18 protein-coding genes and 1 riboswitch are annotated in these 22,356 nt (G+C 70.4%); of the genes, 5 read left to right on the plus strand and 13 right to left on the minus strand.

Annotation, left to right across the window (positions count from 1 at the left end; genetic code table 11):
* Positions 1–68: 68 nt before the first annotated feature.
* Positions 69–719, plus strand: a complete 651-nt coding sequence (locus AC5RVZ_RS06725) for a hypothetical protein (RefSeq protein ID WP_494064999.1) — start codon at positions 69–71, stop codon at positions 717–719.
* Here the strand turns inward: AC5RVZ_RS06725 and AC5RVZ_RS06730 are convergent.
* From AC5RVZ_RS06730 to AC5RVZ_RS06760, 7 genes are all read right to left on the minus strand, one after another.
* Positions 716–2,143, minus strand: a complete 1,428-nt coding sequence (locus AC5RVZ_RS06730; RefSeq protein WP_494065000.1) for an L-serine ammonia-lyase — start codon at positions 2,141–2,143, stop codon at positions 716–718. The two genes, AC5RVZ_RS06725 and AC5RVZ_RS06730, sit on opposite strands and share 4 nt — an antisense overlap.
* Before the next feature lie 86 nt (positions 2,144–2,229).
* Positions 2,230–3,381 (minus strand): glycine cleavage system aminomethyltransferase GcvT, encoded by a 1,152-nt coding sequence (gene gcvT, locus AC5RVZ_RS06735; RefSeq protein ID WP_494065001.1) that lies wholly within the window; start codon positions 3,379–3,381, stop codon positions 2,230–2,232.
* A 15-nt stretch (positions 3,382–3,396) separates the two neighbouring features.
* Complete coding sequence (gene gcvP, locus AC5RVZ_RS06740; protein WP_494065002.1) at positions 3,397–6,276, minus strand: aminomethyl-transferring glycine dehydrogenase; 2,880 nt, start codon at positions 6,274–6,276, stop codon at positions 3,397–3,399.
* A 171-nt stretch (positions 6,277–6,447) separates the two neighbouring features.
* A riboswitch (glycine riboswitch) is annotated at positions 6,448–6,547 on the minus strand.
* Between the two features lie 126 nt (positions 6,548–6,673).
* On the minus strand, positions 6,674–7,186 hold the full coding sequence (locus tag AC5RVZ_RS06745) for a mycothiol transferase (protein WP_494065003.1): 513 nt from the start codon (positions 7,184–7,186) through the stop codon (positions 6,674–6,676).
* 131 nt (positions 7,187–7,317) lie between these two features.
* Complete coding sequence (locus AC5RVZ_RS06750) at positions 7,318–8,367, minus strand: S66 family peptidase (protein ID WP_494065004.1); 1,050 nt, start codon at positions 8,365–8,367, stop codon at positions 7,318–7,320.
* A gap of 36 nt (positions 8,368–8,403) precedes the next feature.
* Entirely contained in the window at positions 8,404–9,798 is a 1,395-nt protein-coding gene (locus tag AC5RVZ_RS06755) for an MFS transporter (protein WP_494065005.1), read from the minus strand.
* A 223-nt stretch (positions 9,799–10,021) separates the two neighbouring features.
* Entirely contained in the window at positions 10,022–10,666 is a 645-nt protein-coding gene (locus AC5RVZ_RS06760; protein ID WP_494065006.1) for a GntR family transcriptional regulator, read from the minus strand.
* A gap of 149 nt (positions 10,667–10,815) precedes the next feature.
* On the opposite strand from AC5RVZ_RS06760, the gene AC5RVZ_RS06765 reads away from it, so the two are divergent.
* A complete protein-coding gene (locus tag AC5RVZ_RS06765) occupies positions 10,816–11,052 on the plus strand; it encodes a hypothetical protein (RefSeq protein WP_494065007.1) in 237 nt (78 codons plus the stop codon).
* 68 nt (positions 11,053–11,120) lie between these two features.
* Positions 11,121–13,010 carry a glycogen debranching N-terminal domain-containing protein gene (locus tag AC5RVZ_RS06770; protein ID WP_494065008.1) on the plus strand — a complete coding sequence of 630 codons (1,890 nt, stop codon included), beginning with the start codon at positions 11,121–11,123 and terminating at the stop codon, positions 13,008–13,010.
* Positions 13,011–13,032: 22 nt separating this feature from the next.
* On the opposite strand, the gene AC5RVZ_RS06775 is transcribed toward AC5RVZ_RS06770, so the two are convergent.
* Positions 13,033–14,190: a baeRF2 domain-containing protein gene (locus AC5RVZ_RS06775; RefSeq protein ID WP_494065009.1), complete on the minus strand. Its 1,158-nt coding sequence runs from the start codon at positions 14,188–14,190 to the stop codon at positions 13,033–13,035.
* Positions 14,191–14,447: 257 nt separating this feature from the next.
* Complete coding sequence (locus tag AC5RVZ_RS06780; protein WP_493978892.1) at positions 14,448–15,632, minus strand: TerC family protein; 1,185 nt, start codon at positions 15,630–15,632, stop codon at positions 14,448–14,450.
* A gap of 331 nt (positions 15,633–15,963) precedes the next feature.
* Between AC5RVZ_RS06780 and AC5RVZ_RS06785 the strand changes: the two genes are divergently transcribed.
* A complete protein-coding gene (locus AC5RVZ_RS06785; RefSeq protein ID WP_494065010.1) occupies positions 15,964–16,287 on the plus strand; it encodes a hypothetical protein in 324 nt (107 codons plus the stop codon).
* 15 nt (positions 16,288–16,302) lie between these two features.
* Here AC5RVZ_RS06785 and AC5RVZ_RS06790 read toward each other — a convergent pair whose 3' ends face one another.
* The 3 genes from AC5RVZ_RS06790 to AC5RVZ_RS06800 are packed head-to-tail and all read right to left on the minus strand — an operon-like array spanning position 16,303 to position 20,101.
* Positions 16,303–17,160, minus strand: coding sequence for a glycosyltransferase family 2 protein (locus tag AC5RVZ_RS06790; RefSeq protein ID WP_494065011.1), 858 nt, complete (start codon positions 17,158–17,160; stop codon positions 16,303–16,305).
* Positions 17,157–18,707, minus strand: a complete 1,551-nt coding sequence (gene rfaE2 / locus AC5RVZ_RS06795; RefSeq protein ID WP_494065012.1) for a D-glycero-beta-D-manno-heptose 1-phosphate adenylyltransferase — start codon at positions 18,705–18,707, stop codon at positions 17,157–17,159. The genes AC5RVZ_RS06790 and rfaE2 overlap by 4 nt, the downstream gene beginning before the upstream one ends.
* A complete protein-coding gene (locus AC5RVZ_RS06800) occupies positions 18,704–20,101 on the minus strand; it encodes an aldehyde dehydrogenase family protein (protein ID WP_494065013.1) in 1,398 nt (465 codons plus the stop codon). The genes rfaE2 and AC5RVZ_RS06800 overlap by 4 nt, the downstream gene beginning before the upstream one ends.
* Before the next feature lie 390 nt (positions 20,102–20,491).
* On the opposite strand from AC5RVZ_RS06800, the gene AC5RVZ_RS06805 reads away from it, so the two are divergent.
* Positions 20,492–21,682: a glycosyltransferase family 9 protein gene (locus AC5RVZ_RS06805; RefSeq protein ID WP_494065014.1), complete on the plus strand. Its 1,191-nt coding sequence runs from the start codon at positions 20,492–20,494 to the stop codon at positions 21,680–21,682.
* On the opposite strand, the gene AC5RVZ_RS06810 is transcribed toward AC5RVZ_RS06805, so the two are convergent.
* Positions 21,648–22,349 (minus strand): SDR family oxidoreductase, encoded by a 702-nt coding sequence (locus AC5RVZ_RS06810; RefSeq protein WP_494065015.1) that lies wholly within the window; start codon positions 22,347–22,349, stop codon positions 21,648–21,650. The two genes, AC5RVZ_RS06805 and AC5RVZ_RS06810, sit on opposite strands and share 35 nt — an antisense overlap.
* Positions 22,350–22,356 lie beyond the last annotated feature (7 nt).

Raw genomic sequence — 22,356 nt, forward strand, 5'->3', positions numbered from 1 at the left:
CGCACGCGGCTGCCTACAATGTGCTCAGGTGCCCCGATTCGTGGGGCTGTCGTTGGGGAGTAGGAAGCGTGGAGGCGGCCAAGTACACCGTGCGCGGGCGGTCGCTCCGCACCTACCGCCGGGCCCGCACCACGCTCTGCGGGGTCATGGTTTTCTGGCTCTGGCTGCTGCTGGGAGCCGCGGCCTTCGTCGCCGGCCTGTTTGATTCCCCCGCCAAGGTTTTCCTGGCCATGTATGCCGGCGCCGTTGCCGTGCTGGTCTCCATCCCGGTCGCCTTGCTCGCGGCCATCCTGATGGTGCTCAACCGGCCCGAGACGGGTGGCCGGCGCCGGGCCACCGAACGGCTTTCGGCCGCGGCACGCGCCGCCGGCCCGGCGATCTCCGCGCTGCCGTGGGCCGAGGCCGCGGGTCGTGCCAAGGAGCTGGGCGGCAAGATCACTTCCGCTTCCCGCAGGATTGGCGCTGCCGCCAAGTCCGGTACAGGGCGGCTGCGCGCCGGTGCCGGGCCGTGGCGCGACGTCGCGGGTCACCGGCCGGGGACACCCGGTGCGCCGCAGCCCGCTCCTACCCGGCCGCAGCCCGCCGAACACCCGGTCGCCGACCTGCCCGGTGCCCGAAAGCCGCTCGTCCCGCGCCGGCCGCCGATGCCGCCGCGGCGTCCCGCGGACCCGCCGGCCGTCGGCCCGTCAGGACAGGATCTGGAGGACGTGGCTTCCTAGCACTCCACGACGTTGACGGCGAGGCCGCCGGTGGCGGTTTCCTTGTACTTGTCGCTCATGTCGCGGCCGGTCTCGCGCATCGTGATGATGACCTCGTCCAGCGACACCCGGTGCGTGCCGTCGCCCATCAGCGCCATCTTGGCCGCGTTCACGGCCTTGGCGGCACCGATGGCGTTCCGTTCGATGCACGGGATCTGCACCAGCCCGCCGATCGGGTCGCAGGTGAGCCCCAGGTTGTGCTCCATCGCGATTTCGGCCGCGTTTTCCACCTGGGCCGGCGTTCCGCCGAGGATTTCGGCCAGTCCCCCGGCAGCCATCGACGAGGCGGAGCCGACTTCGCCCTGGCAGCCGACCTCGGCGCCGGAGATGGAGGCCTGCTCCTTGTAGAGGACCCCGATGGCGCCGGCGGTCAACAGGAACTTCACGACCACCTTCTCCTTGTCCTCGCGGGTGGCATGTTCCATGCCGGGTGCGTAGTGCGTGGCGTAGAACAGCACGGCGGGGATGATGCCGGCGGCCCCGTTGGTGGGCGCGGTGACCACCCGCCCGCCCGAGGCGTTCTCCTCGTTCACCGCCAGCGCCACCAGGTTGACCCATTCCTGCCAGTACTTGTGGTCACGGTCCGGGTCTTCCTTGCGCAGCCGCTCGTGCCAGGCGGGGGCCCGACGGCGGACGTTGAGTCCCCCGGGCAGCTCGCCTTCGCGGCGGATGGCCGAGTCCTTGCACTCCTCCATCACGTTGTAAATGTGCACGAGTCCGGCCTCGATCTCTTCCCGCGGGCGGGAGGCCTCCTCGTTGAGCATCATGATGTCGCTGATGGCCAGGCCGGTGCTGCGGCAGTGCTCCAGCAGCCCCGCCGCCGTGCGGAACGGGTAGGGCAGCTGCTGCTTGGAGGACTCCAGCTCCTCCCGGGCGGCTTCCTCCTCGCCGCCGCGGACAATGAAGCCGCCGCCCACGGAGAAGAAGGTGGCTTCGTGCAGGAGCCGTGCCTCGCCGTCGTCGTTCGCTTCCAGTACCTGGAACGTCATGCCGTTGGTGTGCCGGGGCAGCACGGTCAGCGGGTGCAGCACCATGTCCTGCACCCCGTAGTCCAGCGGCCGGGCGGCGGCGCCGGGAAGTTCCGCGCCCAGCCGCAGCCGGCCGGACGCGGCGATGTCTGCCAGCCGCTCCTCCACCTGGTCGGGCAGGATGTGCTCCGGTTCGAAGCCCTCCAGCCCCAGCAGCACGGCGGTGAATGTCCCGTGCCCGCGACCGGTGGCGGCGAGGGAGCCGTACAGGTCCACGCGCAGCCCGTTAACCCTGTCGAGCAGGCCGGCGTCGGCCACCTCCCGCACGAACGCGGAGGCGGCCCTCATCGGGCCGACCGTGTGCGAGCTGGAGGGACCGATGCCTACGGAGAAAAGGTCGAAAACGCCTACGGCCATGTCATCCCTTTCCTGTCTGTGTGGAGAGGTGCGGCGCCGCCGTCCCCGCGGCCGCGGGACGGCGGCACCCTGGTAGCGGGTGAGGACTACTTTTCCCGCCGGTAGAACGGCAGCTCTACAACCTCGAACGGTTCGGGCTTGCCGCGCAGGTCAACGTCCACCCTGGTTCCGGGCTCGGCATACTCGGCGTCCACGTAGGCCAGCGCCACCGGGTAGCCGAGGGTGGGGCTGGGCTGGCCGGAGGTGACTTCGCCGATGGTCCGGCCGTCTTTCAGCACCGGGTAGTGGGAGCGGCCGGCGCGCCGGCCAACCCCCTTGAGCCCCACGAGCTTGCGGGCCGAGCCCTTCTCCTTCTGCGCCTCGAGGGCGCCGCGGCCCACGAAGTCGCCGTCCTTCTTCAGCGCCACCACGCCGCCCAGGCCGGCGTCGAACGGGCTGGTCTCGAGGGTGAGCTCGTTGCCGTACAGCGGCATGCCCGCCTCCAGCCGGAGCGAGTCGCGGCAGGCCAGCCCGGCCGGCAGCAGGTCGGCGCCCCGCCCGGCTTCCAGCAGGGCGTTCCAGAGCGCGGCCGCGTTGGTGTTCGGAACGTAGATCTCAAAGCCGTCCTCGCCGGTGTACCCGGTCCGGGCCAGCAGCAGCTTCAGCGGCGCCCCGGACACCGTGAAGTCCACCTCGTCGGCGGCGTAGTACTTCATGTCCCGCACCGTGCCATGCTGGTTGGCGGGCACCAGCTGGAGCAGGATTTCCACGGACTTCGGTCCCTGCACTGCCACCAGCGAGGTCTCGGCCGTGGCGTCCTCCACCGTGGCGTCGAAACCTTCGACCCGTGCGGCGAGTTCCGCGGCGACCGTCGGGGCGTTGCCGGCATTGGGCACCACCAGGTAACGGTCCCCGTGCTGGTCGGCGGGACGCCGGTAGATGATCAGGTCATCGATGATGCCGCCGTCGGCGTTGCAGATCAGCGAATACTTGGCCCGGCCCTCGGTGACGGCGGAGAGCTTGCCGACGAGTGCGTAGTCCAGGAACTTCCCGGCCTCCGGGCCGGTGACCCAAACTTCGCCCATGTGCGAGAGGTCGAACAGGCCGGCGCTGCTGCGCACTGCGCGGTGCTCGGCCAATTCGCTGCTGTACTTCAGCGGCATCATCCAGCCGCCGAAGTCGGTGAAGGACGCACCCAGCCGCTCGTGTTCCTCGTAGAGCGCGGTGTGCCGGGGCATGGTGGTGGTCTCGGTAGTCATGCGGTGCTGACCTCTCTAGTTCTCGAAGGCTTCGGGCGGCGGGCAGCTGCAAATCAGGTTGCGGTCGCCGCCGGCGCCGTCGATCCGTCCGACCGGGGCGAAGTATTTGTCCACTTGCAGGCCCGGTACCGGGAAGGCGGCCTGCTCCCGGGTGTACGGCCGGTCCCAGTCGGAGCTGACCACGGCGGCGGCGGTGTGCGGGGCCAGGCGCAGCGGGCTGGCGTCGAGCGGGAAGTCGCCGGCGATCACCTGGTCGATTTCACCCTTGATCGCGATCATCGCGTCGATAAACCGCTCAATCTCCGCCAGGTCCTCGGACTCGGTCGGCTCCACCATCAGGGTGCCGGCCACGGGGAAGGACAGGGTGGGCGCGTGGAAGCCATAGTCGATCAGGCGCTTGGCCACGTCCTCGGCGGTCACCCCCGACTTGGCGGTGAGTTCGCGCAGGTCCAGGATGCACTCGTGCGCGACCAGCCCGTCGTTGCCGGTGTAGAGCACCGGGAAGTGCTCGTTCAGCCGGGCGGCGACGTAGTTGGCGGCCAGCAGGGCGCTCTTCGTTGCCTCGGTCAGGCCCTCTGCCCCCATCATGGCCACGTAGGCCCAGGAGATCGGCAGCACGCCGGCCGAGCCGTACTCGCTGGCCGAGACGGGCACGCCCTTGCCTTCGTGTTCGGCCAGCGCGGCGTTGCCCGGCAGGAACGGCACCAGGTGTTCGGCCACCGCTACCGGCCCGACGCCGGGGCCGCCGCCGCCGTGCGGGATGCAGAAGGTCTTGTGCAGGTTCAGGTGGGAGACGTCGCCGCCGAACTTGCCCGGCTGCGCGAGTCCTACCAGCGCGTTGAGGTTGGCCCCGTCGATGTACACCTGCCCGCCGGCGGCATGGACCGCCTCGCACACGTCGCGCACATCGGCGTCGTACACGCCGTGCGTCGACGGATAAGTGATCATGATGGCCGACAGCGCGTCGGCGTGCTGGTCGATCTTCGCGCGCAGGTCGGCGTGGTCGATGGTGCCGTCCGGTGCCGTCGCGACCACTACGACCTTCATGCCGGCCAGCACGGCCGAGGCGGCGTTGGTGCCGTGCGCGGAGGCGGGGATCAGGCAGACGTCGCGCTGGTCGTCGCCGTTGGCCAGGTGGTAGCGGCGGATGGCGAGCAGGCCGGCGTATTCGCCCTGCGAACCGGCGTTGGGCTGGATGGAGACGCCGGCGTAGCCGGTGATCGCCGCGAGGCGTTCCTCCAGATCGGTGATCAGCTCTCGCCAGCCGGCGGTCTGGCTGGCCGGGGCGAACGGGTGGATGGACGCGAATTCCGGCCAGGTCATCGCCTCCATTTCCGCAGTCGCGTTCAGCTTCATGGTGCACGAGCCCAGCGGGATCATGGTCCGGTCCAGGGCCAGGTCGCGGTCCGACAGCCGGCGCAGGTAGCGCAGCATCTGGGTCTCGGAGCGGTGGCTGTGGAACACCGGATGGTCCAGGTAGGAGGAGCTGCGCAGCAGGTCGTCCGGCAGTTCGAAGCCGGTGTTCTCCGCCGCTTCGGCGATCTTGCCGGCGGCGTCCTCCACGCCAAAGGCCTCCGCGACCAGGGTGAGGTGCTCCGGCGTCGTTGTTTCATCGGCGGAAATGCCAACGTGGTCGGCGTCGATGCGGCGCAGGTTCACGCCCTTGGCCTCCGCGGCGGCGGCGACTTCCGCGGCCTTGCCCGGAGCCTTCACCGTGAGGGTGTCGAAGAACCGGTCGGCCGCCAGCGCGTAGCCGGCGCCGGTGAGCGCGCCGGCCAGGGTGCGGGCGGCCTCATTGGCGTGCTGCGCGATCGCCTTCAGGCCCTCGGGGCCGTGGTAGACGGCGTACATGCTGGCAACGACGGCCAGCAGCGCCTGCGCGGTGCAGATGTTGGAGGTGGCCTTCTCGCGGCGGATGTGCTGCTCACGGGTCTGCAGCGCCAGGCGGTAGGCGGGGCGGCCGGCGTCGTCCTTCGAGACGCCCACCAGGCGGCCGGGCAAGGAGCGCTCCAGCCCCTTGCGGACGGCCATGTAGGCGGCGTGCGGGCCGCCGAAGAAGAGCGGCACGCCGAAACGCTGGGTGTTGCCGACGGCGATGTCCGCGCCCTGCTCGCCGGGCGGCGTGATCAGGGTCAGCGCCAGCAGGTCGGCGGCCACGGTGACCAAGGCGCCGCGCTCCTTGGCCTGCGCGATCACCGGAGCCTGGTCGAACACCCGGCCGGAGGCTCCCGGCTGCTGCAGCACGATGCCCGAGATGTCGCCGTCCGGCAGGCCAGCGGAGAGGTCGGCAACCTCTACGTCGAAGTCCAGCGCTTCGGCCCGGCCCTTGACGACGGCGATGGTCTGCGGCAGCAGGTCCGCGTCCAGCACGGTCTTGCCGGCGGACTTGGACTTGTTGGACCGGCGCATCAGCAGCACCGCTTCGGCCACGGCGGTGGCTTCGTCCAGCAGCGAGGCGTTGGCGATCGGCAGCGCGGTGAGGTCCTGGACCATGGTCTGGAAGTTCAGCAGCGCCTCCAGCCGGCCCTGCGAGATTTCCGGCTGGTAGGGCGTGTAGGCGGTGTACCAGGCCGGGTCCTCCACCACATTGCGGCGGATCACCGGCGGCGTGATGGTGTCGTAGTAGCCCTGGCCGATCATCTGCACGGCCGTCACGTTCTTCGCGGCGAGGGCGCGCAGGTCCCCGAGGACCTGGGACTCGCTGCGGGCGGCGGGCAGCGCCAGCGGTTCCTGCTGGCGGATGTCGGCGGGCACGGCCGCGTCCACCAGGTCGTCGATGCTGCCGTAGCCCAACTGCTTGAGCATGGTTTCCGCGTCGTTCCGGCGCGGACCAATGTGTCGGTCGGTGAAGGAGGCGCTGCCGGGCCGGGTAGCGCTGGTGGACTTAGCCGTCATGTGAGGAACTCCAGTTATCCCCGGCTGGGCGGACCATGCCGGTAGTGAAGGGTTCCTCCCCGCTCTGTGACTGAACCTGAGAGATTCCGCAGGCTGCGGCCCAGGGGGCCGCCTCCTGCTTGCACCGTCGGTGAGCCGGTCCTGAACGGTCCGGCTGCTTTCCAGAGTTGCCTCTCCGCGGCGGTACAGGGGCCTGAGAGATTCCTGGGGAGGTATTGCTCCTACGGCGCCTGCTGACTGGTACCCAGCAGGACTCTCCCGCCGCATGTCGAAGGCTGTATGCAGTTGTGTCTGACTCCTTGAATGGTAGTCCAGCGGCTGGCGGGCAACAAGGCGGCGACGCCCGACGGCGCGGTGTGCGGCCGCCGCGGGGGCGCCGGAACCCGCGTGGCCGCGGCTACGCTTCGGTGCGCGAGAGCATGCCCTTCACGTAGGCGGCCTGCCCGATGTGCTCCAGGCAGTCGTCCAGGACGCTGACCAGCCGCACCCCCAGGCTGACGTGCGGGTCCCACCGGGTGTCCACGATCCGGTCCAGGTCATCCTCGCTCAGCCCGGCGAGGTACTTCAGGGTGCCGGCATGGACGTCGTCGTAATAGCCGCGCAGCAGGTCGGCCGATTCGACCCGGACGGCCGCTACCTGCTCGGACGTGTGGCCGTAGCCATGGTCTTTTCGCGGCAGCGGCAGGTCGAACCGCTCCGCCCAGCCGGTCAGCCAGTACTGGTCCGTGCCGGCGACATCGGCAATATGGTCGTCCTGGATGCGCGTCAGATGCCAGACCAGCCAGGCGATCGAGTTGCTGTCGCCGCCGGGCCGGGTGGCCAACTGTCCGGCGTCCAGCCCGTCCAACACGAAGTGGACGCGTTCCTGGATCCTGCCGTAGGCATCTGCGAGCAGGTCGTTGAACTTCATGGCGCCTCCCGCCGGTCGACTGTGGCGCCAGCTTACCGGCCGGGGCCGCGGCGAGGAATGCGTGCCCGCCGGCAGGGGGGGCGGTCCCGGTGCCCGCGCATCCGCCGCCCGGACCGCCTGCCACCCGGCGGTCAACTGTAATCGGCCGTGATGGTTCGATCTCGGCCATTGAGCCGCATTGTCCCGCCGTAGGGCACGATCCATTGCGGACGGGTATGGCCGAACGGGACTCCGACGCAGACGACGGCGTGGTCGTTGTAGCGCTTCATCTCGGCGAGGACTGCATCGCGTTGCGCGGCGCGGAGCCGTGCCCGCTCCTCCGCCGGCGGGACCGTACCGTGACTGCTCACCGGCGGCCGGGCGACGAGCACTCCTTCCACGGCCGAGAGGACGCCCCGTTCCCCCAATGCCCGGACCCATCTCTTGACCCACGCTGCCGGAGGCAACTCCTCGCTGGTTTCAAGGATCAGGATCGACCCCTCGAGGGCTTCCCGAGGCGGAAGCCGGTCGGCCATGGCCAGCTGATCGATGACTTCCAGGCAGCCGCCCCACGTGCGGCCGGTCGCTTCCCGCTCGGGCCCCGCCCAGGTCCACGGCTGCGTGGGTTCCCGTTCGCCGAAGTCGACAAGGGCTTGCGGCGTCAGCCAGTCCGGCCCGAAGTCCTCGGACTCTCCCGGGTCCATAATTTCCAGCTCACCGCCCGTCAACAGCGCGGCCTTCAGCGAGGCGAGGTGCTGGTCGTCAATGTGCGGTCCGGCGCCGAGGTGCACCTGGGTCGAGCCCCCGTAGTAGCCCGCTATCCCGAGCGACCACAGCCAGTTCAAGAGGTTCGTGTTGTCGCTGTAGCCCATGAAGATCTTGGGGTTCGCGGCGGCGAGGCCGGCGTCCAGATGGGGAATGAGGGCTACCTGGTCGTCGCCGCCTATGGTCGCGAGGATGGCCCGGATAGCCGGGTCGGACAAAGCGGCGTGTAGATCCGCGGCGCGTTCCGCGGCGGAAGCGCCAAGCTTCCGGGTCGTCGGGTATTCCACGGGGACCAGCCCCGTTTCGGCGCTGAGTCGACGCATCGCCTGCTCGTGGACATCCGGCGCGAACCCCGGGGCAGCAAAGGACGGGGAGAGAACCGCGACCCGGTCACCGGGCTCAAGCTTGGGCGGGGATACGCGGGCATGGCTCGGCATTTCCCCATCCAACCACGGGCTGTGCCTAAGCGGCCGCTATTCATCCCGGGCCGAATCCTCCAGATAGCGGGGCCGCCCCACGATGACCAGGCCCACGGCCAGGATGAGCAAGGCACCGCCCAGCAGTCCGAAGGAGGCACCCCAGCCGCCGCTGGCCTCGCGCAGCAGCCCGAACATCAGCGGGCCGGCGCAGGCGACCGTGTAGCCGATGCCTTGCGCGAACCCGGAGAGCCGCCCCGCGCCGGCCGTGGTGCGGGTCCGGAGGTTCACCAGCAGCAGGGCCAGCGCAAAGGTGCCCTGGCCGAGCCCCGCCAGGGTGATCCACAACCAGGTGCCGAACGAGGGTGACAGCAGCAGCCCGGCGTATCCGGCCGCGTAGAAGCCGATGAACAGCAGGCCCAGGCCCAGCGGATTGCGCAGCCGCCCGGCGATCAGCGGCACCACCAACAGGCTGGTGGGCAGGCCCAGGATGGCGTAGTAGGCCAGCATGGTGCCCGCCGTCGCGGGCAACATCCCGCTGTCCACCAGCAACGGCGGCAACCACGTGAACATGGCAAACATGTTCGACAAGGTGCCGGCAAACACCAGGGCGAGGCCCCAGGCGACCGACGAGCGCCAGACGCGGACCGCCGTCGTCCCGACGGAACCGGCCCGGGCTTCCGCTGCGGGCCACGAGGCTTCCGCAGCGGGCGGCCCGCCGGGCCCTGCGGGGCCGGACCCAAGCCCGGGGCCGGACCCAGGCCCGGGGCCGGCAGCGCCGGGGCCAACTCCCGTACCGGGACCAACGGCAGGCCCGGGACCGGCCGGCTGCTGGGCGCTGCCCTCATCCGGCGGATGGATATCCAAGCCGCCGGGCCTGTAGGGCTGCAGCACCAGGCGCGCGGTGCGGCGGCGCCAATGTTCCGTCCACGCGGTCATCAGCCACGGCACGAGGGCGGCCACGCTCACGGCCGCCCACACCCCGATCGAGAACCGCCAGCCCGCAGCCTGCTCAAGCGGCACGGCAAGCAGCGGGCTGAGCGCCGTGCCGACCGCCAGCAAGGTCACGTAAAGCGCGGTGATGAGGCCCATCCGGTCCGGGAAATAGCGCTTCACCAGCGGCGGCAGCAAAATGTTGCCGATCCCGTAGCCAACCATGGTGAGGCCGGACAGGATCAGGAATGCCGGCACATCGGAGACCATGGCGCGGCCCAGTTGGCCGACGGCGGCCATGCCCAGTGCCACGAGCAGCAGCGCTTCCATACCGATCCGGCGCATCAGCAACGGAACGGCGAACCCGGCAGCGGCGAAGGCGGCGGTGGGCAGCATGCCCAGCACACCCGTGGAGGCCGTGCCGAACGGCAGATCCGCGGCAATATCCGCCAACACCGGCGACACGCCGGAGACAGCCAGCCGCAGGTTGAGCGCCAGCAGCAGGACGCCGACGAGCACGGTCAGCCGGCCGGCAAATGGGGCGGGCGGCCGCCGAGCGGGGCCCGCCCCTGGGCGGGCATCCGGAGGCGGCGGGGAATCGGGGCTCGGTGGGGCGTCGGCGGTCAGTTGTGCGGGCGAGGGCAAGCGTGGTCCATGGGTCGAAAGGCCGGGCGGGCGGCCGGGATCAAAACCGGCAAGGAATCACTTTATCCCGTCGCGGCCCGGCTGCCCGGCAGGCGGGCTAGGAACCCTCCTGGCCCAGCCCTTCGGCGAGGATCCAGAATGTCTGGCGCAGCCGCTCCACCGCCGCCTCGTGCTGCCCCCGCTGGAGGTACTGCACGGTCTCGCGCCAGCCGTCGGCCCAGAGAGGATAGGCGACGGCGTGTTGGAACAGGTGCAACCGGGCCAGCGAGCGGTCGAGCACGTGCATGTTAACCGCCCTCAGTTCCTGATGATCCGCCGCCCCAAGGATGACGGTTACCAGGCTGCCGACGGCGCGGTAGGCGCCCAGCACGTCCTCTCGGTCGATCGCCGCCCTCAGGTCGTCCGCCATCGCGGCCATGGTGTCGATCTCCTCAGGCGACAGCCGCGGGGCTGCCCGCTCGAACAGCGCAACTAGCACCACGCCCATCACATCCAGGAGTTGGATGGCCTGTTGGGGACCGGGATTGGCGATCCGGTGTTCGTGGCCGGTGGCCTCGATCAGGCCTTCTTGCGTGAGATCGCCGACGGCGTCGCGCACCAAGGCTTCCTCCGCACCGATGCGGCCGGCGAGCCCGGCAACGGTGACCCTTGAGCCCGGCTCCAAACCGCCCGCCAGGATGTCCTCCCGCAACCTGCGGACCGCTTCGTCGCGGACCGCTCCCCCGGGACCGCTGCCCCTCATCATGACCCCCTGCCGCGTATGACCAACGTCACATACGAGTAATGTACGCGAAAAGGTAGATCGGGGTCACCGGTGCTGGCTACTCTGATGGGACCTGCGGCACAGCGTCGTGCGGCAGGTTCTAAACGTGCAGTCAGGATGTGCGCAGAATGAACGCCACCTATACCGCCACCGCAACCGCCAACAGCAAAAACCACCAGGACTGGGGGCGGGCGATGGCCGCCGCGTTGGCCGATCTGGTACAGCAAAGCGAAAGCGGCCCCGCCGGGCCGCGGGAGCTCTATGGCGATGAGCTGCGCCTGGTGATCGAAGAGACGGCGGAGGGGGTCCTGATCCACCTGTCCTGGACACCCGGCGGGCGGGGCGCCTCCGACACCGTCGCCTGACTCCAGCCGGCCGGTGTCCGGCCGGCCGAAGATTGTTCCGCCGCCGCCGATGCTGCCAAGATGATTCCATGGTCTACCGCCAGCCGTACCTGCACGATCTCACGGGAGTATTTGCGGCACCCGTCCAAGCCTGGAGCGAGCCCCACGGGCAGATCAGGGGTACCGGAGCCCAAGGGGTCTACTGCGGGGACGACCGGGTGCTGGCCCGCTGCCTGCTGGCGGTGAACGGGCAGGAACCGGAGTGGATCTCCACCCAGTCGCGCTCGGCCGGACGCGCCGACTTCTTCTCCTTCATCCGGACCGCCGAAGACGGGACCGATCCGCTGGTCACCCTGAACCGCTCGCGGGCGGCGGAAGGCGGCCGGCTGGCCGAGGCGCTGACGTTCACGTCGGCACTCGAGGACGAGTTGGAACTCCAGGTCCGCGTCGACCTGGTGGCCGATGCCATTCCCCTGGAACAGGTGCGCGCCGGCGCCGCGGGCGAGGCCGGCTCGGTGGCCCCCGGCGACGCCGTCTGGAGCTGGCGGGACAATACACGCGCCGCGCTGACGGCCGAAGGCGCCCGGGTCAGTTTCGACGGCAGCTTGGTCCGGCTGGAGTGGACGGAACGGCTCAAGCCGGGCGCCGTCGTCGTCCTGTCCTGGAGCCTGGAGCTTGACGACGCCGAGGCTCCCCTGACCGGCGCGGCCGCGCCCCCGCTGCGCACGCCGTCATTGGCCGGGGATCCCCGGCTGCAACGGCTGATGAGCCGCTCCGTGACCGACCTCAACAGCCTGCGGATGGCCGGGCGCCAAACCCCGGGCGACGTCTTCCTGGCCGCGGGGGCCCCGTGGTTCCTGACGCTGTACGGCCGGGAGGCGCTGGTTGCCGCCCGGCTGCTGCTGCCGGTCGACGCCGCGGTAGCGGAAGGGACGCTGCGGGCGGTGGCAGCCTGGCAGGGCACGGCCGAGTCGGCGGAATCGGGCGAACAGCCCGGCCTGATGGTCCAGGAGGTGCGGCAACGCCGCCTGTCGATGCCCGCCGACGCTGCGGTCCGGCAACTGCCCCCGGTCCTGTACGGGTCGCCCGACGCCACGCTGCTGTGGATCGTGCTGCTGCACGACGCCTGGCACTCGGGGATGCCGGAGGATGCCGTCCGGGACCTGCTGCCCCATTTGGAGGCCGCGCTGGACTGGCTGCGCATCGACGGCGACCCCGACGGCGACGGCTTCCTGGAGGCGCCCGTTCCCGCCCTGCAGGGTCCGGGACACCAGGGGTCCGGCGACACGCGGGCCGCCTACCACTATCTGGACGGCAGGCCAGCCACCGGAACCGTCGCGCCGGCCGAACTCCAGGCCTACGCCTACGAGGCGGCCCGTGCCGCGGCCGTGCTGCTCGACTACTTCGGCGAAATGAACGCCGGCGCCGAGTGGCGCGACTACGCGTCGCGGCTGGCGGAGAACTTCCGCAGCCGGTTCTGGTGCACCGACGACGCCGGCCCGTACCCAGCGATGGCACTCGACGAACGGAAGCAGCGGGTGGACGGGGTCGGGTCCGGCATGGGACACCTGCTGGGCACGGGACTGCTGAACCCCGAGGAGACCCGGACGGTGGCCGCGCGGCTGATGGACCGGACCTTGTTCTCCGGCTACGGCGTCCGGACCCTGTCGACGGCGAACCCCGGGTTTTGGCCCACCCGCCGCCGCGCGGGGGCGGTCTGGACGCAGGAGACCGCGTGGACTGTGATGGGGCTGCTGCGCACCGGCTTCCAGGAACAGGCCGCACAGCTGGCGGCAGGATTGCTCGACGCCGCCGAGGGATTCGGCTACCGGTTGCCGGAGCTCTTCAGCGGGCAGGCCGCGGTGGAGGTCCGGCCGGCACTGCCGTATCCGTCCGCCTGCCGGCCGCACGCCGGGGCAGCCGCCGCCGCGGTGCCCGTGGCGCTGGCACTGGGAGGATTCAGCGCCTCGGCCGTCTAGCCATTCGGCCGCCGATGAGGCGTTAGCCGCCCGGCACGTCGGGGCCGGTGGGCCAGCGCAGCAGCGCCGCTATGCTTTTGCCTCCCGGCAGGGCTCCCTCGGGGACCATGGTCACACGCGCGTCGGTCAGCGCCGCGGCGCGGACCAGCGCCGCCGGGGCAGGTACCTTGGCCAGCAGGTCGCCGTTGACGGCCTGCTCGCCGGCCGTAGCGATCCACGGTTCGGCCGTCAGGGCATGCACGTGGTGATCGGCGAGGGCGTCGTCGTTCAAGAGCAGCGTGCCGACCTGCGCCTGCTGCAGGGCCCGGACACACTCGCCCAGGCCCGCCGTCCACTCCGGATGGGCCTGCCCGGTCTGGTTGGCCAGGCGGTCCAGGATGGCTTTGCGCTGCTCCGTCCACACATGGGCCACCCGGGCGGCTATTTCGGCCCGGAGCGCGTCCTTGTCCGCGCCGCCTGTGCGTGTGTGCGACTCGATGGTGACTTCGATCGCCCGGCTGGCCTCGGAGAGCTGATCGACCACAAGCTCCCGGGCCCGGATATCGCCCGCCACAATCAGCAGCCGCGCCCTGCTGGCCTGCACCACGCGGTCGATCTCGGCGGCGATCTCATCGGCGTTCTTGCGCCAGATTTCCTCGGTGCGGTGCTGATAGCGGCCCTGGGACCAGCCGCCGCCGGGAACCTTCGTGAGGTTCTCCCGCTCGCCCTCCACCGTCCTCGTTTCCACCACGCCGTTTCGGCGGGCGTACTGCAGGTGGACCTCGCCGCCGTCCCGGCCCACCTCGGCCACCACGTACGGGAAGTCGTCGCCGCGGGCCTTCAACAGGGGCACCAGGTCCGGAATCGGGCCGGTGTGAACCACCTCCGTACCGGACATTTCGCCCGGGAGCACCTCGTTGATTTCGGCCTCACCGCCGCGCACCAGCACAAAGCGGGAGACCGGAGACGGAACGCCGGTGGCCGGGGAAACGGCCTCGATCACGGCCGCTATGTCCGCCTTCGCGGCGCCCTGCTTCTCGAGCGATTCCCGCAGCCTGTCCGGCAGCACATCCCCCGCCCGCAGGGAATCCACGGTGCCCGTGCTGGCGTCCACGTAGACCGTGATCCAAGGCCCCGGCTTCTTGTACAGTTCGGCGTACCTCTTGTTCGCCGCGTGGGTCGTATTGACCTGCTCGGTCATCGTGATCACCTTCCCTGCTATTGGAACTGCGGGTTTTCTTGATCAGTAGAACCTCACGGTAGCACCGGACGTTTTGCCCTTGAAGGGGGCCCGATCCCGTCCCTACCGGCCCCGGCGAATCCGTCCGCCGGGCCGGTTTTCCGACGTTGTCCGCCGGAGGCGCTTGAGCGCTGGAACGGCGCTCCGGGCCCGCCGGCGCCCCGGGCGGGACGTCCTTTTGGGGTCCCGATCCCCGGGGCCGGCCGGCCCGGGCGGCCCTAGCTCCGCTGGTATTCCGCGTGCTGGCGGTGGGCCTCGGCCACCTGTTCGCGGATGATGTCCACGTCCTTGGCCTTGTTGCGGTACTTCGGTTCCATTTGCACAATCTGGCGCTCTTCTTCCACCAGCAGCCGGTAAATGCGTTCACGTTCTGCCGGGTCAGCGGTGTAGGAGAGATCCATGTAGTTGATTGCGTGCCGCCGCGCGTTGTTGATGGCGTTCTGTGCCTTGCCGGCCTTGCTCAGCAGCGAGGCGACGACGGTGATTATCAGGATGCCGATGATGACGGTGAGCGAGAGTCCGGTGCTGATCTCGACCACGGGGACCGGGTTGCCGTCGTTGACGAAGGGCAGGTTGTTCTCGTGCAGTGCGTGCAGGATCAGCTTCACGCCGATGAAGGCCAGGATCGCTGCCAGGCCGTAGGACAGGTAGATCAACCGGTCCAGCAGGCCGTCGATCAGGAAGTACAGCTGGCGCAGGCCCATCAGCGAGAAGGCGGTGGCCGTGAAGACGATGTAGACGTTCTGCGTCAGGCCGAAGATCGCGGGAATCGAGTCGAGCGCGAACAGGATGTCCGTGCCGCCGATGGCCACCATGACCAGCAGCATCGGCGTCATCGCCTTCTTGCCGTCCTTGACGGTGAACAGTTTGTCGCCGTCGTAGTAATCCGTGGTGTGGAAGAAGCGCTTGGCCAGCCGGATGATGAAGTTGTCCGCCTCGCCGCCGTCGTGTCCGGGCTTGAGCAGGTTGCCCGCCGTGATGATCAGGATCAGGCCGAAGGCGTAGAAGACCCAGGCGAAGGTGTTGATCAGCGCGGCGCCCAGGAAGATGAACCCGGTGCGCGCGATCAGCGAGAACACGATGCCGAACAGCAGCACTTTCTGCTGGTCTTCGCGCGGCACCTTGAAACTGGCGATGATGATGAGGAAGACAAACAGGTTGTCCACCGAGAGCGCCTTCTCGGTGATGTAGCCGGCGAAGTACTCGGAGCCCATGTCCACGCCGCCGTAGATCAGCACCAGGATTCCGAAGACGATGGCGATGCCCACGTACAGGGCGGACCAGATGGCGGCTTCCTTCAGCGACGGCACGTGCGCCTTGCGGATGTGGAAGAAATAGTCGAAGGCGAGCAACGCGACGATAACGGCGATCGTGATGCCCCAAATCAGGGGAGAAACGCTCATGTGTTTCCTTTCGTAAGCGGGTAGCGGTAAGCCCGCAAGTCTCTCCTCCGGCACGGCCGGCCACTGCAACCGGCCGGGCGTCGGTGCCCTACGTGTTGACGGCTGCAGCGCATCTGGATACTCCCTTACGCACCTGCCAGTCTAACGACGACGACGGTGCACGGCTAACGGGCCGCGGGCGAATCGGAGGCGGCCGGGGCCGGATCGCCCCGCCGGATGGGCTAGGACCTTCGCGGCCTATGCACCGGATTTCGGCTGTGACAGGCTGGGCGTGGGCCGCCGCCCGCGAAGGACCGGCCGGCGGCCGACCAGCACCGAAAGGAGCACCGCCTTGTCCTATTACCTGGAGTACACCATCCCGGCCGCGCCGGACGGGGGAAGCTTCGAGTTTCCGGTCAGCGACGAGCACCGCGGCTATACGGTTCCGCTGAGCGAAACCGATGCGGAAATCGTCCGCACCGACCAGTTGCCTGCCCGCAGCGAGGTGTTCGGGGCCTCGCTGGCGGAGGCCAAGGAGGCGGCGGAGTCCATCCTGTCCAACAGCAAGGCGGACGCGGCGCAGCTCTATGACGATCCCGACGACTCGATGCAGCCCGGGGCGGGCACGCTGGTCGCCAGCTACACGGTCGGCGGCGGGTGGCAGGACGCGGGGTAGGTTGCCGCCCGGGGACTAGTCCCGCAGCACCACGTCCGCGGCTTCCGTGGAGCGATCGGTGACCGTGGTGGGCGATTCCAGGTGGACGGCGCCGGATGGCAGGATGCCGGCACCGCCGTAGCGTTCCATGACCCTCAGCTGCGCCACCACGTCCTCCCCGGCGTGGGCCGGCGGCAGTTCCTGCCAGAACCCGAACCCGCCGCACTCCAGCAGCGCACGCCTCCGGTACAGCACGCAGCCGCCGGCCCACGCGATCTTGTACAGCCGCCAGCCGCCGTCCGGGATGCCCAACTCGGCGGCGATGTGCGTCAGGTTTGCCGCGTTATGCAGCTGCCAGCGGCCGAACCGGTGGTCCTCGCGGCGGATGCGCTCGGGCCGCACCGGACCGTCCCACAGCTCGAAGGGTTCCTGCTCCCCCGGCCGCACGTCGTCCAGGTAGGACATGCCCTGCACCGCGGCACCGATAAATCCGCAGCCCGCCTCCCGTATGGCCGCCGTCATCCGGACCAGCATGCCCGGTTCCAGCCACACGTCGTTGTCCAGGAACAGCACCAGTTCAGCGGTGGCAAGCCGGAGCAGGAAGTCGCGCTGCTCGGCCAGCCCGCGCCGGGGCAGATTCCGCTCCAGCCGGACCGGGCGCCCCTGGGCTTCCAGCACCCGGATCATCGCCCCGACGGCAGGGTGCTCCCAGGCGGGGGCGCCGTCGGTCTGGTCGCTGACGATGACGGAGAACGCCGGGCCGTCCTGCGCCGCCAACCCGGCGAGAGTCACCGCCAGCTCCGCTTCCCGGCCATAGCTGGGCACCAACACCTCCAGCTCCGGCCCTGTTTCCGGTGCCGCCAGGGCCCAGCTGGCCGAACTCCTGCGGCTCACGCCGAATCGACTCCCGCGGGCGGGGTCGGATTCGCTCCCGAGGCCGGGGCCGAACCCGTCTCCGCCGGGGGCGCCGAGCCGCGGATCCGGCGGACCACCGCCGTGGTGGAGTGGTCGGACACATAGTCCAGGATGCAGACCTCGCCGCCGCAGGCTTCGACCACGGCCGTCTCCTCGAGCATCTCCGGGGAGTAGTCCCCGCCCTTGGCGTAGATGTCGGGCCGGATCGCTTCGATCAGCGGGATGGGCGTGTCCGTGTCGAACACGGTCACGTAGTCCACGCAGCTGAGCGCGGCGATGATCCCGGCCCGGTCGGCGGCCGGGTTGATCGGCCGGTCCGGTCCCTTCAGCCGCCGGGCAGATGCGTCGCTGTTCAGCGCCACGACCAACACGTCGCCCAGTTGCTTGGCTTGGTTCAGGTAGCGGGTGTGGCCGCGGTGCAACACGTCGAAACACCCGTTCGTGAGCACAATGCGCTTGCCCGAGGCCCGCTCCGCGGCGACCGCCTGCCCGAGCGCCTCCGCATCCAGGGCGGCATCGGAGAAGGTGCCCAGGTGCGAGGCGAGGTCGGTGGTGCTGCAGACCGACGTGCCGCGCCGGCGCACCACGACGTCCGCGGCGGCCTGGGCCAGGTCCAAGCTGGTGCTCAGCTGCAGCCCAGCGGCCCGCGCCAGGGTCAGGCAGGCCACATAGGTGTCGCCGGCGCCCGAAGCCTGCTTCTCGGTGACCGGGGTGGCCCAGGTGCGGTGGGTCCCGCCGTCGGGTGTGAGCAGGAAGGAGCCGTCCTTGTCCAGGGTGACGACGGCGGCGCCCGCCCCGGTCGCGTCCAGCAGCTCCCGGGCGTGGCCTGCCAGGGCGGCGGCCCGGTCCGTGTCGGGATCCAGCGTCACGCCCAGCAGCGCGGCAGCTTCGGCGGCATTGGGCGTGACCAGGTCGGGCGCAACCTCCGACCAGGGCCGCGGGTCGTGGGCATCGACCACCAGCAGCCGGCCGCCGCGGTGACGGGCCAGCACGCTGCGCACGGGACCGCCCAACGCGCCGGAACCGTAGTCGCAGACCACCACGGCGTCGCTGCCGGCGAGCGCGTCCGGCACTGCTGCGGCCAGCTGCTCCTGCGCCGCTTCCGGCACCCGCTCCGTGCGCTCGTCCAGCCGCAGCATGATCTGGTCGCCGCCGATGATGCGGTACTTGGTGGTGGTCAGGACGTCTTCGTGTTCCACCAGCCCCGAGATGTCCACCCCCGCACCCTGCAGGAGGGCAGCCAGCCGCCGTCCGGCGTCGTCCCCGCCGATCAGGCCGAGAATGCGCACCCGGGCCCCGAGGGCGGCGAGGTTCATGGCCGTGTTGGCGGCGCCGCCCGGGGCGTACTCCCGCCTGGTCATGTCCACTACCGGCGCCGGGGCTTCCCGGCAGAACCGTTCGATCCGGCCGCTGAACCAGCCGTCCAGCATGACGTCACCGACCACGGTGACCCGCGGTGCGGCCTCCGCCAGCCGGGACGGCAGCCAGCCGGCCAGCCCGGAGACGTCCGACAGGGGCGTGCTCATGGCCGCACCCCGCCGGGCAGGCCCACGTGGACCACCTTCACGGCGCTGAACTCGTCCAGCAGTTCGGGGCCGTAGCCGAACCCGTCGCCGCTGTCCCGGCGGGGCTGGGCGGAGCCGCCCGGGGCGCCGCCGAAGACGGCATTGATCTTGACCGTGCCCACCTGGAGCCCCGCAACGGCTCGGTGCGCATGTTCCAGGTCCGCGGTCAGCACCGTGGCGGCCAGGCCGTACCGGCCCTCCGCCGCCAGCTGAAGCCCGTCGTCGAAGCTGTCCACCACCCGGACCGGGGCCACCGGGCCGAAGGTCTCCTCCTGCATCACGGTCATGCGGTCCGTGCAGTCCAGCAGCACGGTGGCCGGATAGTGGGCGCCCGGACCCTCTGGAACCGAGCCGCCCTCGGCGGCCGTCGCCCCGAGCGAGAGCGCCTCGGCCACCTGGGCGTTGACGCTGTCCCGGAGCCTGCGGTCCACCAGCGGCGCCATCGCCCCGTCGTCGTTGCGTTTGCGGGCTTCGGCGGCGAGCGCCTCGCAGAACGGGCCGGCGACGTCGCGGTGCACGTAGATGCGCTCTACCGACGTGCAGATCTGGCCGCTGTTGGCGAACGCCCCGATGGCCGCCTGCTCCGCCGCCCACGCCGGATCCACGCCGGCGTCGACGATCAGCGGATCGTTTCCGCCGTTCTCGCGGATGACATGGGCGCCGGTGAGCGCCGCGGCCCGGGCAATCCTGGCGCCGGTGAGGCTGGATCCGACGTGCGCGATCACATCGACGTCCGGGTGGCCGGCCAGCGCCGCCCCGACCGCGGGGCCGCCGGTCAGCGTCGTCATGACCTGCGGCGGCAGCACCTCCGAGAGAATCCGGCCGAGCAGCTCACCCAGATGCGGGCAGCGTTCGCTTGGTTTGTGCAGGACCGTGTTTCCCGTCGCCAGCGCGGCACCCAGCAGCCCGGCGGCCACGGCCACCGGATCGTTCCACGGCGTGAGCACAACGGCCACGCCCCGCGGTTCGTTCACGGTGTAGTCGGCGGCAAGCGAACCGCCGCGCAGGCTGCGCCCGCGGTGCACCGGGCCCAGCTGGGCGTACTGGCGCAGGGTCCCGGCCCCGGCCAGCACGCCTTCCAGGGCTTCGTGTTCCGGCCGGCCGGTCTCCCGCGCGTTCATCGCGGCCAGCTCCTGCGAGTGCTCCTGCAAGGCCGCCGCGGCCGCTTCCAGCAGTTCGCCGCGGGCGGCGGCGTCGGTGGCTGCCCAGCCGGGCTGCGCCGCCTTGGCGGCGGCGACGGCGGCCCGCACCTCGTCGGAGCTGGCTTCCTCCAGCACGCCCACCAGGCTGCCGTCCCGCGGGTCGTGCACCTCCAGAATGGCAAGGTCCCGGGCGGTATCGGAATCGGTGGTCATATTGCTACTCCCCTCCAAGGCGGCCTGGGCCTGCCCGTTGGTGTCTGGCCAAAGTCCACGGTCACGCGGCCGCACAGTGCAGTGCCCGCGGGCACGCAACACCGGCAACAACGCGTGGTACTGGTTCCCTACCCCCCATCGCCCGGTTTCAGACACGCCGCCGGTTTAAGACACACGGCGCGGTTTCAGGCACGCCCGGTGCGGGCGGTTCCTGCGGGCCGGTTCCTGCCTCGGGTCCCGATTCCGGCTCTGGCCAGCGGCTCGAATGCCCCTTAGGGTGAAGTTCACGAGGCGGCCCGCGGGGGCGGGTCACAGGGGGTTGCGGCAGGCACGGTACCCGGGCGCCGGGTGGATGCGCCGCAGCGCGGAACGTTAATCCAGGAGGTGGAGATGGCTGGTTCTCCCACAGGCGGCGCCGCTTTCGGTGACCAGAGGCTCAGTATCGAGGCCCGGCATGGCCGGGGCATCGGGCCGGTGTTGGAGCCCTTCGAGGGGGTGCGGAAGATTGCGGTGCTCCGGGGTGGAGGACTGGGCGACGTCCTTTTTTCGGTTCCGGCACTCGAGTCGCTGGCTGCCGCCTATCCCGAGGCCAGCCTGACCCTGCTGGGCACGGAGGCCCATGCCGCCCTGTTCCGCGGCAGGCCGGGCCCGGTGCACCGGGTGGAACCGTTGCCGTTCGCGCACGGGGTTCGCCCGGGACCGGAGGACCCGCAGGCCATCGGCCGGTTCCACCAGCGGATGCGGGGCGAGCAGTTCGATCTGGCCGTGCAGCTGCACGGCGGCGGCCGGAACTCGAACCCGTTCCTGCTGGAACTGGGCGCGCGGCACACGGTGGGCACCCGGACCCCGGACGCGGCCGCGCTCGAGCGCACCATCCCCTACGTGTACTACCAGCACGAGGTGTTGCGCGCGCTGGAGGTGGTGGGCCTGGCCGGCGCGTCTCCGGCCGCGCTGCAGCCGGAACTGCAGCCCCTGGCCGATGAAGAGGCCTTGCTGGCCGGGCTCTTGGAGGAAGGCCGGCCGTCGCTGGTGACCATCCACCCGGGTGCCACGGACCCGCGGCGGCGGTGGCCGGCGTCGGAGTTTGCCCAGGTGGCCGCGTGGGCGGCCGACGACGGATGCCAGGTCCTGGTGGTAGGCGACCAATCCGACGTGGCGCTGGCCGGGGAAGTAGTGGGCCTGGCCCGCGGGGCGGCCGGTGCCGGCGGCGGCGGCAGCATCGACTCCGTGGCGGGCCGGCTGGAACTGGATGAACTGTCCGCCGTGCTGCGCGCCAGTGACGTGATGGTCGGCAACGACAGCGGGCCGCGGCATCTGGCGCAGGCGGTGGGAACACCCACGGTGGGCATCTACTGGGCCGGCAACATGATCATGGCCGGGGCGCTGGGCCGGACCATGCACCGGGTCCACATGTCCTGGATGACGCAGTGCCCGGCCTGCGGGGCCGACCTGAGCCAGGTGGGCTGGACCGCCGAACGCTGCAGCCACGAATTCTCCCTGACGGACCAGGTCCGCGCAGAGGATGTCTACGCGGACCTGCGCCAGCTTAGGGCCACGAGTCTTCTTCTTCGTGGCAAATGACCAGCTCGCGCACCTCGCAGCCCTTCGGCTGTGACAGGGCGAAGATGATGGCATCGGCCACGCGTTCGGGATCGTTAAGCCGGGAGTCGTCCTGCGGCTTGTACTGCTCGGTCCGGTCGTCGAAGAACCTGGTCTTCATGCCGGCGGGAATCATGGTGGTCACTCCGACCTGACCGCGGGTTTCGGCCGCCAGCGCCCGGCTGAAGCCGACCACGCCGAACTTGGAGGCGCAGTAGGCGGTGGCGTCGGAGACCGCCTTGATCCCCAGCGACGAGGCGACCGTGATCACGCGCCCGTGGGTGGACATCAAATGCGGCAGGGCCGCGCGCACCACGGAGACGGTGCCCATCAGGTTGACCCCGATGACCTTCTCCCATTCCTCGGCCGGGACGTCTTCCAGGCGCCCGCAGCGGTCGATCCCGGCAGCCGTCACGACGGCGTCCAGCCCGCCGAGGGTGTCGGCGGCCTGCTGCACGGCCGCTTCGACGGCGGCGCGGTCGGCGACGTCCACCTCGATGCTCTTGGCCCGGCCCACCCGGCTGACGTCTCGGTCCAGCACGACCGGCGTGCCGCCGGCGGCAAGGACCGCCTCCACGACGGCGGCTCCCAGGCCGGAGCCTCCGCCGGTGACCAGGACGCGCCCGGGGTTCGTTGGGGCAATGCTCATGTTTTCC

The organism is Arthrobacter sp. Cza30, assembly GCF_059090765.1.